This window comes from Veillonella sp. VA142 (assembly GCF_003992135.1).
Taxonomy (GTDB): Bacteria; Bacillota; Negativicutes; order Veillonellales; family Veillonellaceae; genus F0422.
The window spans coordinates 13,456-24,047 of sequence record NZ_RQVN01000017.1; the positions used below are offsets into that span (position 1 = coordinate 13,456).

A 10,592-nucleotide genomic window follows, 5' to 3' on the forward strand; every position below is an offset into this window, starting at 1 on the left:
CGGACATAAGGAAATACTATGCGTAAGAGAAAGACCATTACAACAAGAAATATGAAATTCACATGGGATTATCTTACGGGGAGATCCTACGTCAAAGGAAAGGGTAGGAGGAAGAAGGAAAATGTAACTCCCGAATCGATAAAAAAATATAATGCTAAACGAGCAGAGATAAAGTTATGTGCTTTAATCGATACAAACTTTACATCGATGGACTGGTATTTGACTTTCACATTTGAGGACAAGGTAACATTTGCAGAGGCGAAACACCATATGCAGAATATGATAAAGCGCATGCAGAGGTTGTATAAGAAAAATGGAGCCAACCTAAAATATATCTACGTAGTGGAAGGGGTGAATAGAGTACACTTTCACATGCTCATCAACAATGCATTCCCTATAACAACAGAAATCATAGAAAACCTATGGTCACATGGCTATGTAGACATGAGAGTGTACCATGGTAAGGCAGAAGATGCCACAGCACTGGCATCATATTTGTTAAAGGAAACAAAAACAGAGAACCCTGAAAAGTTAGAGGTATTCAAACGGAGATGGTATGCAAGTACTAATTTAGAAAAGCCAAAGGAAAGCACAAAAACATTGATATCCAATCGGTGGCGCGATGACATTCATGTACCAGATGGATATTACTTAGATAAGGATAGCCTAGTGGAAGGGGTAAACCTAGAGGGATACCCCTACAGGTTCTATCGACTCATTAAACTTGACCCAAGGAGGAACAGATGGAAAACGTAAATCAGGTAACGGTGGCAGGGCACCTAGTAAAAAGTGCTGAATTGCGATATACGACAACAGGGAAACCAGTAGCGTCATTTGTGGTGGCCACCAATAAAAGAATTTCGGAAGAAAAACAAATCGTATCGTATATTCCAGTGAATGCATGGAATCAAGCAGAAGAATTGGGCGCCTTAGTAAAAGGTGATGCAGTGTTAGTAACTGGAGAATTGCGTACAGGATCATACGAAAAGAATGGTAGAACTGTTTACACCTGGCATGTGCAAGCATCGAACGTCATGGTGGCGCCATTCGTCAATAATAAAGGAAATGGAAACGGAAATTTTGATTCCTTCGCAGATGAACGTAGAGATGAAATACCATTCTAAGGGGGAAGTATGGGACGGAAAAAAGAATATAAGAAAGCCAAGACATGCATCCATAGTCACGGTATGAATGAAAAAGGTATCGTAAGGACAACGATGGAATGCCCACACCATATTCACAATGTAATGGTGGGCAGAATGCATGTTGTGTTGGCCAATAAATGTGATACGTGTAAAAGTTATAAGCCTAGGAAGGAGTGATGATATGATTATCAAAAAGATTTCAATTGTAGGAGAAACGCAAGTATTTGAATATGTCAAGAATAGTGACACAGGCACTCGATGTGGATATGTAATGCGACTTAAAGAGGAAGGACGGCAGTCCCTATATGATGCATGGGAAGACTTAGAAAAGATTATCCATAATCACCACAAAGACATCACAGGGAGATCAGTATTCAAAGGAACAGATGTATTACTGAGACAGTTAGAATTAAAGTATATTGCAACAAAAGTGGATGGAAAAGAGATTAGAATACCGTCGCACATTCGATTCAATGGAAAAGCAATAACAGAAGAGAAATCATTTAAATTTACAACAGAATGGATAGTAATAGAAGACCATGAATTAGAATCGGTTCAAACTATGATTCGTGAAGCGGTTGATTATATTAATGGCAGAAGAGCACAAGAACAGTTATTTGAAGCTGTAAATTAGGAGATAGGATGAATCAAAAAAATAAGGACGGCTTGAAACCGTGTCCATTTTGTAACAATAAAAATGTAAGGACAATTGTTGGTGTTGGCACAGGCACAAAACATAACATGGTGGTATGTGATTTGTGTGGGGTAACGGTATCGTTTCATGACAGTCCACAATACTTACAAATGATTAAAGCATGGAATAGAAGATAGGGAGATATTAATGAACTTGCCAATGTTAAGCTACTTATGGAATAAACACTGCAGTGAATTATTCAAAGATGTAGAGATGACAGAAGATGAAGCCAAAATAGTGGCTGACGTACTCATTGAAAGTTATGACGAAATTTTACGAAGAGTAAGGGAGAATCAATATGCAAAGGAAATGTCAGGGGTGTAATAAGACTTTTACACCACCTAACTATACGATGATGCGGTGCAGATCATGTGCAAAAGGTGTTGGGTATCCAAAGAAACTAACTGAAGCGGAAATTGAAGAACGCAAAGCAGAGCATAAGAAACGGATAGAAACGAAAGAAGAAAAAAGGGAATACAACTTACGTGCCCCAAAAGAGAAAAAGACTCCAAAACAATGCGTTGTTTGTGGAAAGGATTACATGGCTACAAGTAATTTAGGGAAATATTGCTCACAAGAGTGTAGAAAAGAAGGTAAGCGCCAATACTGTATAAAATATAATGAAGAAAGACGAAATGAAAGGAAGCGAAACAATGGAAGTAGCAAAGAAAAACATGTATAGGGAAGTCAAAGAAGATATGGTTAATAGTCCAAAGCATTATAAATTAAGAGGATTGGATATTGAATCAGTTGATGTTATAAGAGCAACCATGACACCCGAAGAATTTCAAGGTTGGTTAAAAGGAAATGCAATGAAGTATCTACACCGCTTAGGTAAAAAAGATGATGCGGTACAAGACGCCAAAAAAGCAATGAAGTACCTTGAGTGGTTGGTAAAGGAGCTTGAGAAATGATGAAAGTAAGAATCCAAAAAACGCATCCTAATGGAAAGATTCCAACATACGCTACTAACGGATCAGGGGGATTTGACTTTTATAGCGCAGAAGAGATTAGCATTGGTCCAGAAAAGACTCAAACAGCAATTGATTTAGGAATTGCTATGGAAATTCCTGAAGGTCATGTATTGTTATTATTTCCAAGGTCGAGCATTGGAAAAAACACAGGCTTGCGCATGGCAAATAGCGTGGGTGTGATTGACAGTGATTACCGCGGAACGATTCATGCATTGTACGAGAATACAAATGGTGCAGAGTTCATCAAGAAATGGGATAGAGTAGCACAAGGAATCATTGTGCCAATTCCAAAAATAGAATTTGAAGCGGTACAATTCTTATCTAGTACAGAGCGTGGTCATGGCAGATTTGGAAGCACTGGAGTTTAGACATGACAGAATATGAAATAGAAGAATTGAAAGCAGAAGCTTTAGATTTAATAATGACCATGGCTTATTGGCCAGGGAATAACGACGAAAAGTTTCGGGACGTACAAACCAAAACATGGGAGTTGTTAAAACGATTAAAGCCATTAATTAGTGATAGTGAATATGAGGAACTATATGAGATGTATGAACTAGCGATTATGTGGGATTGAGTGAATGAAGCTAAAATATTTAAACAAGCAAAACAAAACACATCTACTGATATTAGCGCTTATGGCCAGTGAAACAAAACATATCAGTGAAAGCCTAAAGTTAGATGGAGCACAGAAACAAAAGGCATCCACCATAAGCACACATGCTAACACACTATTTGGTGAAATCATGGAGAGTTTAGATGATAACCAAAGAGCGCAGATGTTACGTTTGATTCGTGACAAAACGATTGAGGTTGTGCCATCTAATGTATTTACTCGAAAAGACAAGGAAAGCGAAGAAGATGAATGGGTTAGCACACTAGCGCAAAAAGCATTTGAAGCGAACTGTATCAAGTGCGAACGAAAAGACCACAATTCCTGTGAACTAAAATGTGCACTCATTAATATGTCGGTTCCAATGGTTCATGAAGATACAGAGGATTGTCCTTACAGAGTACAATATGATGCGGAAGGCAACTTTATTAGAGAGTAAAGAAGTAATCGAGGTGATATGTTGAATATACAGGAAATGCTGACAAAGATTAAAAATTTAAACAGAGATATCGACTATGTGTATAAACAATTACAGCAGATGAAAGCACAAATAGATGGATTACGAGCCACGGATTATTCAGCGTGTCATGTCGACGGTGGAATGCCAACAGATATTGCAGACAGGATTCATAGAATAGAAAAAAGACGATTAGAATTAATCGCCTTACAAAAAGAGTTGTATGAATTTTTAGAAACCATCAACGACATATTAGATGGTATGCCAGAACAGACCTATGCTATCGTCATACGGCAACGGTATCTATTCCATGAAAACTGGAGAGATATAGCAGGTATGATAGGAGTTAGCCGTGAATGGCTACGAAAAAAAATACATCCAATTGCTGTAAAAAAATTTGAAGAAGAGTTGGCACGAGTTGGCATAGTTGGCAAAACGAAATGATATAATAGTAGTGTGAAGGTTTAACAATACACCTACTTTCATAAAATATTACATAACAAGAAATGACGTCATTAGCTGGACGTCATTTTTTGTATGCAGAATAATATGGTATTGCTATATTGAAACACAAAATGAAGCGGTTAGATGAAAGGAGAAACAGTGGAACATTACATACAAATTATTATTATGTTAGCACCTGGATTCATTGCCAAAGAAATAAGTAGATTATTAGGATATATACAAACTCAATCAAATACATTGGAACAAGCCTTGGGATATTTTTTATATAGCATATTTACTGTTATACCTACGGCGTGTATGATTGCAGTGTTTGGATATGATATACGGAATTTACCATTGGGAATACTAGACATAGTTGTGTATATGATGACCATAGTAATAAGTGGATGCATAATAGGTGCTTGTTGGGCATTATATTTTAAACAGTATATACAAAAATTAGCAAATTGGATCACAGTGCGAAGATTTGGGTATATATATGTACAAGAAAAAACACTGATTGATAGCAACCTTATGGATGGTAATGAACATTTTATAGAAGTAATTAGAAATGGGAGCCGAATAGCCTTAGGAAAGTTTGAAGGAATCACATTCAAAGATGATGAAAGCTATGTTATCAAAGTAAATAGCCACCCTGTATATGACGAGTGGCTAGAAAATACAAGATGGGAAGAACACTTTCAACATAAATGCATGTACATAGATGCAACACATAATATTGAGATTGTAGAGTATTACTTCCCGGAAGGTTTTTTCTCAAAATCATTTGATATAAAAAAAGTAGCTACTTCAATGGAGATGGAGTAGTTACCACGGGTGGAGGTGGTGGATTATCTGGACGTTGTACTGGTTTAGATTGCCCACCACTTCTTTCTTCCTTCGCATAAAAAAGACAGTACATATAAATCCTCCTTTCTAGTTCTATAATTATAACAAAAAGTTTAAAAAAGTTAATTATTTATATTGACAAAATAAACAAGATGATATATAATATAGACATAAGGTAAAGAAAGGAGGTAAGCATATGGAATGGTGGAAAATCTACCAAGAAATAAAAGAAGCCGTTAGCTTCATAACCGATTTAATAACCATCATCACAGTAACATTCGGAGTTATTAGATGGATTAAAAAGAAAATGAAGTAACGGCAAGGGGAGCTTGCTCCCCTGTTCTTTCCACCATATTATAACATATGTACAAGGTATGACAAAATTTGAAATTGTGTTTTCCCTGTGTATTATTATTAGCTTAGTATTACGAAACTATGAAAGCCAAGGATGGCTTGGTTGGGTCGCAACAGTTTGTGGCGTGTTATATTTAGCACTGATGGCAAAAAAACTATATGATACGAAACGATAAGTAATGCTATATAGTGATAACTAGAACAGGAGAAATAAAAGCAATGACTGAAAAAAACAATGGTTGGGGCGGTGTACGTGAAGGAGCAGGTCGCAAGGTTGGATGGAGAAAAGGATTCTCTGAAGAACGGAAGCAACGGCAAGTACGAGCCCATGAAGACGAATGGGAACTAATTAAAGAGTTTGTGCAAATCGTAAAGAAAGATAAAGAACGAGCACAACGGATATTAGAAACAGAATAAAGAATAAGGACGCTTAGAAATGGGCGTCCTTTTCTATTGCATGGAAAGAGGTGAGCATATGACGGATGTACACTGCAACAAGAAACAATGCTTAAATAACTGTAAGGGCTGGTGCAAGGCTAAAGCTATACACGTGGATGGCATGTGTAAGTCATATGCTCCTGCATCGTCATTGATCAACAAGAAGAACACAAACATAGTGAAGCGGTCGGGACGATACAAACAAGGACCAAGCGATGTATTGAAATAAGGGTAGGCGTTCAAAAAAGGGGTATGCTTATAAAAATGAGTGAAGGCATTTTTAAAAACTTTTATAACTCCAGGCGTTGGAGACGATGTGCAAAAGCCTATGCACAATCAAAGCTTCATATCTGTGAAAGATGTGGGGGATATAAAACAGGAACTAAGGATGACGGTACTCGGCAACGATGGATAGTACATCATAAAAAACCAATGGATGCCACAACGATACAAGACGATAACCTTGCGTATGGTTGGGATAACCTTATGTTCTTATGCATTGAATGTCACAACGCTATTCATCATGAGATGGATACATACAGCAAGCACCAAGCATTGACTAGTGGTGCTAAGTTACTACGGGGACGTAGACGTGAGGTTTCATTCGATGAGAACGGCGATGTCATAGTGATACAAGATATTGACAGCATAGATGAGAACACCCCCCCATAAAGCAGCCTAAATAATCAAAAACTGCACGCCGGGGCCGCAGATTCGTAGAACATACAGGTCTCGCACGTGAGGGGTGTAGTTAACAATAGGGAGAAAGGAGCGTGAGACGGTTGACAAATGATGAAAAAGCCAAGGCAAAAAAGAAGAGAATATCTGAATATAACAAGATTTTTAAAGACTTATCGACAGAAAAAAAGAAGTTAATCAAAAAAGCCATTGAACAGGCAGTACACATGGAATTTCAACTGGATGAACTCCAAACAGCCCTTGAAAAAGTTGGATTTGTTGAAGAATATCAAAACGGCAACAATCAATACGGCAAAAAAGAGAGCACGGAATCCAAGGCATATAACCAGTTGATGAAGAACTACACGGCAGTTGTAAAGATTCTGCTAGCTGAATTGCCACGCACTACACAAGTCGATGAAGATGATGAATTTAAAGAGTTCTTATTGAATCGGGTGGGCAATCGATGAACCCTATTAGAGAATACTACAACGCAATCGTCGATGGTGAGGTAGTCACATCGGATAGAGTGAGACGGGTGTATAAGCATTTAGTCGAAAAGCTGGAGAATCCAGGGCAATATATTTACGATAAAGACCGTGCAGCGCTTGCAGTCGATTTTATAGAAATGTTTTGTAAGCATTCTAAGGGGAAATGGGCAGGTAAGCCTGTTATATTGGAACTATGGCAGAAAGCATTAGTGAGTGCCTTATTTGGTTTTATAGATAAAGATACAAAGCTTCGTGAGTATACGGAGCTTATTTTAATTGTGGCACGTAAAAACGGTAAGTCCACATTATCTGCTGCTATTGGCTTATATTTGCTGATTGCTGATGGGGAGATGGGTGCAGAAATCTATAGCGCTGCTACGAAACGTGACCAAGCCAAAATTATATGGGAAGAATCAGCCAATATGATTAAAAAGTCAAAGTCACTGAGTAGAGTATGTAGTATTCGTGTAAACAAGATAATCAGTAGCACCAATGAAGGAAAGTTCATACCACTATCTTCGGAATCAAATAGCCTTGATGGATTGAACGTACACGGCGCATTGATAGATGAGTTACACGCCATCACAGATAAGAACCTATATGACGTTATCGTAGATGGTATGAGTGCACGTGAACAGCCATTGACAGTCATTACATCAACGGCAGGGACTGTGCGTGAAAACATCTATGACATTAAGTATGATGAGGCATGCCAAGTGGTCGATGGCTATGACGACCCAGAAGGGTATCAAAATGAAAGAATCTTACCAATCGTCTATGAGTTAGACCAACGGAAAGAATGGACTGACCCAAGTTGTTGGCAAAAGGCGAACCCTGGACTCGGAACAATCAAAAAGATTGAACAATTGGCAGATAAGGTCAAGACGGCACAGAATAATCCTATCTATGTCACAAACCTTTTGACCAAGGATTTTAACGTACGAGAAACATCGAGCGAAGCATTCCTTACATTCGAGCAACTAAACAATACAAGTGAGTTCGAGATAAGAGAATTAAAACCTAGGTATGGAATTGGTGGAATTGATTTATCAGCTACTACGGACCTCACATGCGCCACTATGTTATTCATGGTGCCTAATGACCCTGTGAAATACGTCAAGCAAATGTATTGGATACCAGAAGAAGTATTTGATAAGCGAGTGGCAGAAGATAAGGTGCCATACGATGTTTGGTATAAACGAGGGTTTATACGTAAGTCACCTGGTAATAGAATCGATTACCGATTGATTGTAGATTGGTTCACGGAGCTACAACAAGAGGATGATATTTATCTATACAAATGTGGATATGATGGCTGGAGCGCAGCGTATTTTGTGGAAGATATGAAAAACGAGTTTGGTCGCTCCGTCATGGAAGCGGTTATACAGGGTAAAAAAACGCTTAGTGGCCCCATGAAGGCCCTTGGAGCAGAGTTAGAGGGTAAACGTATTAACTACGGCAATAACCCTGTTCTAAAGTGGTGTATGGCCAATGTAGAGATAGATATTGATCGTAATGGAAATATACAACCAGTCAAATCAATTCATGCCAAGAAACGCATAGATGGTTTCGCATCGCTGTTAGATGCCTACGTGCAATATGAGCGGTGCCAGGAAGATTACCATAATATCATATAAAGGAGGTGAGACAATGAATGTTAGAGGGCTATTCAATAAAATATTTGGATACTTTATAGATGAACCAAGGAGCTTGCAGAATGCAGAGTTTCTAGATGGATATACGAATGTATTCACACCATTTCATGGAGTGCCGTATGACGACGCAACCTTTAGAGATTGCACTGACTCCATTGCACGTCACTTGGGGAAAATGAAGTTAAAGCATGTCCGAAAAACAGCCAATGGAACGGCAGAAGGGAATGCAGCATTAAATTATTTGCTATCTACAAGGCCAAATCCAATGATGACGGCGACAGAGTTTTTAGAAAAAGTGGTAGCACAGTATTACAACTACAATAATGCTTTCATTTATATTCAACGCGATGTAAATGGCATTGTATTAGGGCTGTATCCTATTGATTTTGGAAGTGTAGAGATAAAGACAGATAGTAACGATGACTTGTATGTAAAATTCCAATTTCTAAATGGAAAGAGTATTACAGTAAGATATGATGCGGTGATTCACATCAAACGGCATTTCTCCACACACCAATTATTTGGTGAAGACAATTCAAAGGCTATCAAGGAAGATTTGGATATGCTCCATGCGGTCAAGTCATCTATCATCAATTCTGTAAAGAATGGCAGTGCACTTCGAGGGATTATCAACTTTGAAGGAACATTACGTGAAGATGATCAAGAGAAAGCATGGAAGCGGTTCACGGAAACCTATGCTAGTAGCAAGAATGGTTCAGGTATTGCCACATTAGACAATAAGGCAAGCTTTCAACAGTTAACAACGACCATTAGTACCTTTAATAAGGGGCAAATGGACTTCGCTAGGGATACAGTATATAAGCATTTTGGATTGAATGAAAAGATAATCACTGGGAATTATACGGAAGACGAGTACATCGCATTTTATGAATCCGTATTAGAGCCAATTGCTATTAAGCTGACACAGGAATTTACAGAAAAGCTATTTACGAGCCGTGAGAAAGGTCATGGCAATGAAATCATCATGGAAAGCAATCGACTATCCTACATGAGTGTTGCTAGTCGTATCAAGGTTTGTGAAACGTTGTTACCTACGGGGGCAATTACAGTGAATGAAATCCGTGAAATCTTTGGTTATGAAGGAGTCGAAGGTGGAGATGATAGGCTTGTTAGTCTAAATTTCACAAAATACTCTGACTTAACACAGTATCAATTAGATGATGAGAAAGGAGGTGAAGGGAATGAAAAAGAAAAAGAAAACAGAGTACCGAATGAGGGAGATTCGAGCAATGCCACTGGAGCAGACGGAGGAAACTCAAACGAGAACAATTGAGGGATATGCTGCCGTATTTGATGAGGAAGCTATTATGTATGTATCAGACTACACGGGATATACCTACAAAGAAGTTATCTCGCGTGGAGCCTTTGATAATACTGACTTTACACATTGTGTATTGAATTATAATCATGGCGGGATGATGATGGCTAGAACACAAAGTGGAACATTGCGACTCACTACGGATAGTAGAGGGTTAAAGGTGGAGGCTGATATGGCCAATACCTCAAATGGAAATGATGTGTATGAACTCATTAAGCGTGGAGATTTATCAAAGATGTCATTTGCATTCACTGTGGCCAAGGAATCAGAAACAATAGATAGAGAAAATAAAACATACACACGATACATAGAACAAGTAGACAGTGTATATGATGTATCTATCGTAGATAATCCTGCTTATGATGGAACTATGGTCGCATCCAGAAATCAGCAATCCAATGATTGGGCACATGAAACAGAACAACGGAAACGATTATTATTGAAGTTACGAACGATGTAGA

The 10,592-nt window shown here is 38.3% G+C and carries 20 protein-coding genes; all 20 read left to right on the forward strand.

The features are described from left to right. Window positions 1-18: 18 nt before the first annotated feature. The 20 genes from EO117_RS07005 to EO117_RS07090 all read left to right on the forward strand — a co-directional run bounded on the left by EO117_RS07005 (window position 19) and on the right by EO117_RS07090 (window position 10,591). Entirely contained in the window at window positions 19-756 is a 738-nt protein-coding gene (locus EO117_RS07005) for a hypothetical protein (protein ID WP_164727527.1), read from the forward strand. Further along, window positions 744-1,124 carry a single-stranded DNA-binding protein gene (locus tag EO117_RS07010; RefSeq protein WP_126939768.1) on the forward strand — a complete coding sequence of 127 codons (381 nt, stop codon included), beginning with the start codon at window positions 744-746 and terminating at the stop codon, window positions 1,122-1,124. The genes EO117_RS07005 and EO117_RS07010 overlap by 13 nt, the downstream gene beginning before the upstream one ends. Before the next feature lie 9 nt (window positions 1,125-1,133). Then, window positions 1,134-1,322, forward strand: coding sequence for a hypothetical protein (locus tag EO117_RS07015; RefSeq protein ID WP_126939769.1), 189 nt, complete (start codon window positions 1,134-1,136; stop codon window positions 1,320-1,322). 94 nt (window positions 1,323-1,416) lie between these two features. Then, window positions 1,417-1,779: a hypothetical protein gene (locus EO117_RS07020; RefSeq protein ID WP_126939770.1), complete on the forward strand. Its 363-nt coding sequence runs from the start codon at window positions 1,417-1,419 to the stop codon at window positions 1,777-1,779. Between the two features lie 8 nt (window positions 1,780-1,787). Continuing rightward, window positions 1,788-1,976: a Lar family restriction alleviation protein gene (locus tag EO117_RS07025; protein WP_126939771.1), complete on the forward strand. Its 189-nt coding sequence runs from the start codon at window positions 1,788-1,790 to the stop codon at window positions 1,974-1,976. Between the two features lie 10 nt (window positions 1,977-1,986). Beyond that, the gene (locus EO117_RS09260) at window positions 1,987-2,163 is read left to right on the forward strand and encodes an Ldh family oxidoreductase (protein ID WP_164727528.1); all 177 of its coding nucleotides are present in this window, start codon (window positions 1,987-1,989) and stop codon (window positions 2,161-2,163) included. Continuing rightward, on the forward strand, window positions 2,138-2,521 hold the full coding sequence (locus EO117_RS07030; RefSeq protein ID WP_126939772.1) for a hypothetical protein: 384 nt from the start codon (window positions 2,138-2,140) through the stop codon (window positions 2,519-2,521). The genes EO117_RS09260 and EO117_RS07030 overlap by 26 nt, the downstream gene beginning before the upstream one ends. Then, entirely contained in the window at window positions 2,493-2,753 is a 261-nt protein-coding gene (locus EO117_RS07035) for a DUF3310 domain-containing protein (RefSeq protein WP_206168593.1), read from the forward strand. Before EO117_RS07030 ends, EO117_RS07035 begins: the two co-directional genes overlap by 29 nt. Continuing rightward, window positions 2,750-3,181 (forward strand): dUTP diphosphatase, encoded by a 432-nt coding sequence (gene dut / locus EO117_RS07040; RefSeq protein ID WP_206168594.1) that lies wholly within the window; start codon window positions 2,750-2,752, stop codon window positions 3,179-3,181. Before EO117_RS07035 ends, dut begins: the two co-directional genes overlap by 4 nt. A gap of 2 nt (window positions 3,182-3,183) precedes the next feature. Next, window positions 3,184-3,390, forward strand: a complete 207-nt coding sequence (locus EO117_RS07045) for a hypothetical protein (protein WP_126939773.1) — start codon at window positions 3,184-3,186, stop codon at window positions 3,388-3,390. Between the two features lie 61 nt (window positions 3,391-3,451). Beyond that, on the forward strand, window positions 3,452-3,865 hold the full coding sequence (locus EO117_RS07050; RefSeq protein ID WP_126939774.1) for a DUF5651 domain-containing protein: 414 nt from the start codon (window positions 3,452-3,454) through the stop codon (window positions 3,863-3,865). An 18-nt stretch (window positions 3,866-3,883) separates the two neighbouring features. Continuing rightward, complete coding sequence (locus EO117_RS07055) at window positions 3,884-4,327, forward strand: hypothetical protein (RefSeq protein WP_126939775.1); 444 nt, start codon at window positions 3,884-3,886, stop codon at window positions 4,325-4,327. Between the two features lie 144 nt (window positions 4,328-4,471). After that, the gene (locus EO117_RS07060; protein WP_126939776.1) at window positions 4,472-5,155 is read left to right on the forward strand and encodes a hypothetical protein; all 684 of its coding nucleotides are present in this window, start codon (window positions 4,472-4,474) and stop codon (window positions 5,153-5,155) included. A 395-nt stretch (window positions 5,156-5,550) separates the two neighbouring features. Further along, entirely contained in the window at window positions 5,551-5,706 is a 156-nt protein-coding gene (locus EO117_RS09265; RefSeq protein WP_164727529.1) for a hypothetical protein, read from the forward strand. Window positions 5,707-5,749: 43 nt separating this feature from the next. Next, on the forward strand, window positions 5,750-5,947 hold the full coding sequence (locus tag EO117_RS07065) for a hypothetical protein (RefSeq protein WP_126939777.1): 198 nt from the start codon (window positions 5,750-5,752) through the stop codon (window positions 5,945-5,947). Between the two features lie 285 nt (window positions 5,948-6,232). Then, a complete protein-coding gene (locus EO117_RS07070; protein WP_164727530.1) occupies window positions 6,233-6,640 on the forward strand; it encodes an HNH endonuclease in 408 nt (135 codons plus the stop codon). Window positions 6,641-6,741: 101 nt separating this feature from the next. Further along, window positions 6,742-7,116, forward strand: a complete 375-nt coding sequence (locus EO117_RS07075) for a hypothetical protein (RefSeq protein WP_164727531.1) — start codon at window positions 6,742-6,744, stop codon at window positions 7,114-7,116. Further along, window positions 7,113-8,774: a terminase large subunit gene (locus EO117_RS07080; protein WP_126939780.1), complete on the forward strand. Its 1,662-nt coding sequence runs from the start codon at window positions 7,113-7,115 to the stop codon at window positions 8,772-8,774. The genes EO117_RS07075 and EO117_RS07080 overlap by 4 nt, the downstream gene beginning before the upstream one ends. 13 nt (window positions 8,775-8,787) lie before the next feature. Further along, window positions 8,788-10,086 (forward strand): phage portal protein, encoded by a 1,299-nt coding sequence (locus EO117_RS07085; RefSeq protein ID WP_164727532.1) that lies wholly within the window; start codon window positions 8,788-8,790, stop codon window positions 10,084-10,086. Then, window positions 9,995-10,591: an HK97 family phage prohead protease gene (locus tag EO117_RS07090; protein ID WP_164727533.1), complete on the forward strand. Its 597-nt coding sequence runs from the start codon at window positions 9,995-9,997 to the stop codon at window positions 10,589-10,591. Before EO117_RS07085 ends, EO117_RS07090 begins: the two co-directional genes overlap by 92 nt. Window position 10,592: the final 1 nt, after the last annotated feature.

What these genes read in the sequence shown, in the direction of transcription:
- EO117_RS07005 (WP_164727527.1), top strand. Translation starts at nt 19, where the DNA reads ATGCGTAAGAGAAAGACCATTACAACAAGAAATATGAAATTCACATGG.
- EO117_RS07010 (WP_126939768.1), top strand. Translation starts at nt 744, where the DNA reads ATGGAAAACGTAAATCAGGTAACGGTGGCAGGGCACCTAGTAAAAAGT.
- EO117_RS07015 (WP_126939769.1), top strand. Translation starts at nt 1,134, where the DNA reads ATGGGACGGAAAAAAGAATATAAGAAAGCCAAGACATGCATCCATAGT.
- EO117_RS07020 (WP_126939770.1), top strand. Translation starts at nt 1,417, where the DNA reads ATGCGACTTAAAGAGGAAGGACGGCAGTCCCTATATGATGCATGGGAA.
- EO117_RS07025 (WP_126939771.1), top strand. Translation starts at nt 1,788, where the DNA reads ATGAATCAAAAAAATAAGGACGGCTTGAAACCGTGTCCATTTTGTAAC.
- EO117_RS09260 (WP_164727528.1), top strand. Translation starts at nt 1,987, where the DNA reads ATGAACTTGCCAATGTTAAGCTACTTATGGAATAAACACTGCAGTGAA.
- EO117_RS07030 (WP_126939772.1), top strand. Translation starts at nt 2,138, where the DNA reads ATGCAAAGGAAATGTCAGGGGTGTAATAAGACTTTTACACCACCTAAC.
- EO117_RS07035 (WP_206168593.1), top strand. Translation starts at nt 2,493, where the DNA reads ATGGAAGTAGCAAAGAAAAACATGTATAGGGAAGTCAAAGAAGATATG.
- dut (WP_206168594.1), top strand. Translation starts at nt 2,750, where the DNA reads ATGATGAAAGTAAGAATCCAAAAAACGCATCCTAATGGAAAGATTCCA.
- EO117_RS07045 (WP_126939773.1), top strand. Translation starts at nt 3,184, where the DNA reads ATGACAGAATATGAAATAGAAGAATTGAAAGCAGAAGCTTTAGATTTA.
- EO117_RS07050 (WP_126939774.1), top strand. Translation starts at nt 3,452, where the DNA reads ATGGCCAGTGAAACAAAACATATCAGTGAAAGCCTAAAGTTAGATGGA.
- EO117_RS07055 (WP_126939775.1), top strand. Translation starts at nt 3,884, where the DNA reads ATGTTGAATATACAGGAAATGCTGACAAAGATTAAAAATTTAAACAGA.
- EO117_RS07060 (WP_126939776.1), top strand. Translation starts at nt 4,472, where the DNA reads ATGAAAGGAGAAACAGTGGAACATTACATACAAATTATTATTATGTTA.
- EO117_RS09265 (WP_164727529.1), top strand. Translation starts at nt 5,551, where the DNA reads ATGACAAAATTTGAAATTGTGTTTTCCCTGTGTATTATTATTAGCTTA.
- EO117_RS07065 (WP_126939777.1), top strand. Translation starts at nt 5,750, where the DNA reads ATGACTGAAAAAAACAATGGTTGGGGCGGTGTACGTGAAGGAGCAGGT.
- EO117_RS07070 (WP_164727530.1), top strand. Translation starts at nt 6,233, where the DNA reads ATGAGTGAAGGCATTTTTAAAAACTTTTATAACTCCAGGCGTTGGAGA.
- EO117_RS07080 (WP_126939780.1), top strand. Translation starts at nt 7,113, where the DNA reads ATGAACCCTATTAGAGAATACTACAACGCAATCGTCGATGGTGAGGTA.
- EO117_RS07085 (WP_164727532.1), top strand. Translation starts at nt 8,788, where the DNA reads ATGAATGTTAGAGGGCTATTCAATAAAATATTTGGATACTTTATAGAT.
- EO117_RS07090 (WP_164727533.1), top strand. Translation starts at nt 9,995, where the DNA reads ATGAAAAAGAAAAAGAAAACAGAGTACCGAATGAGGGAGATTCGAGCA.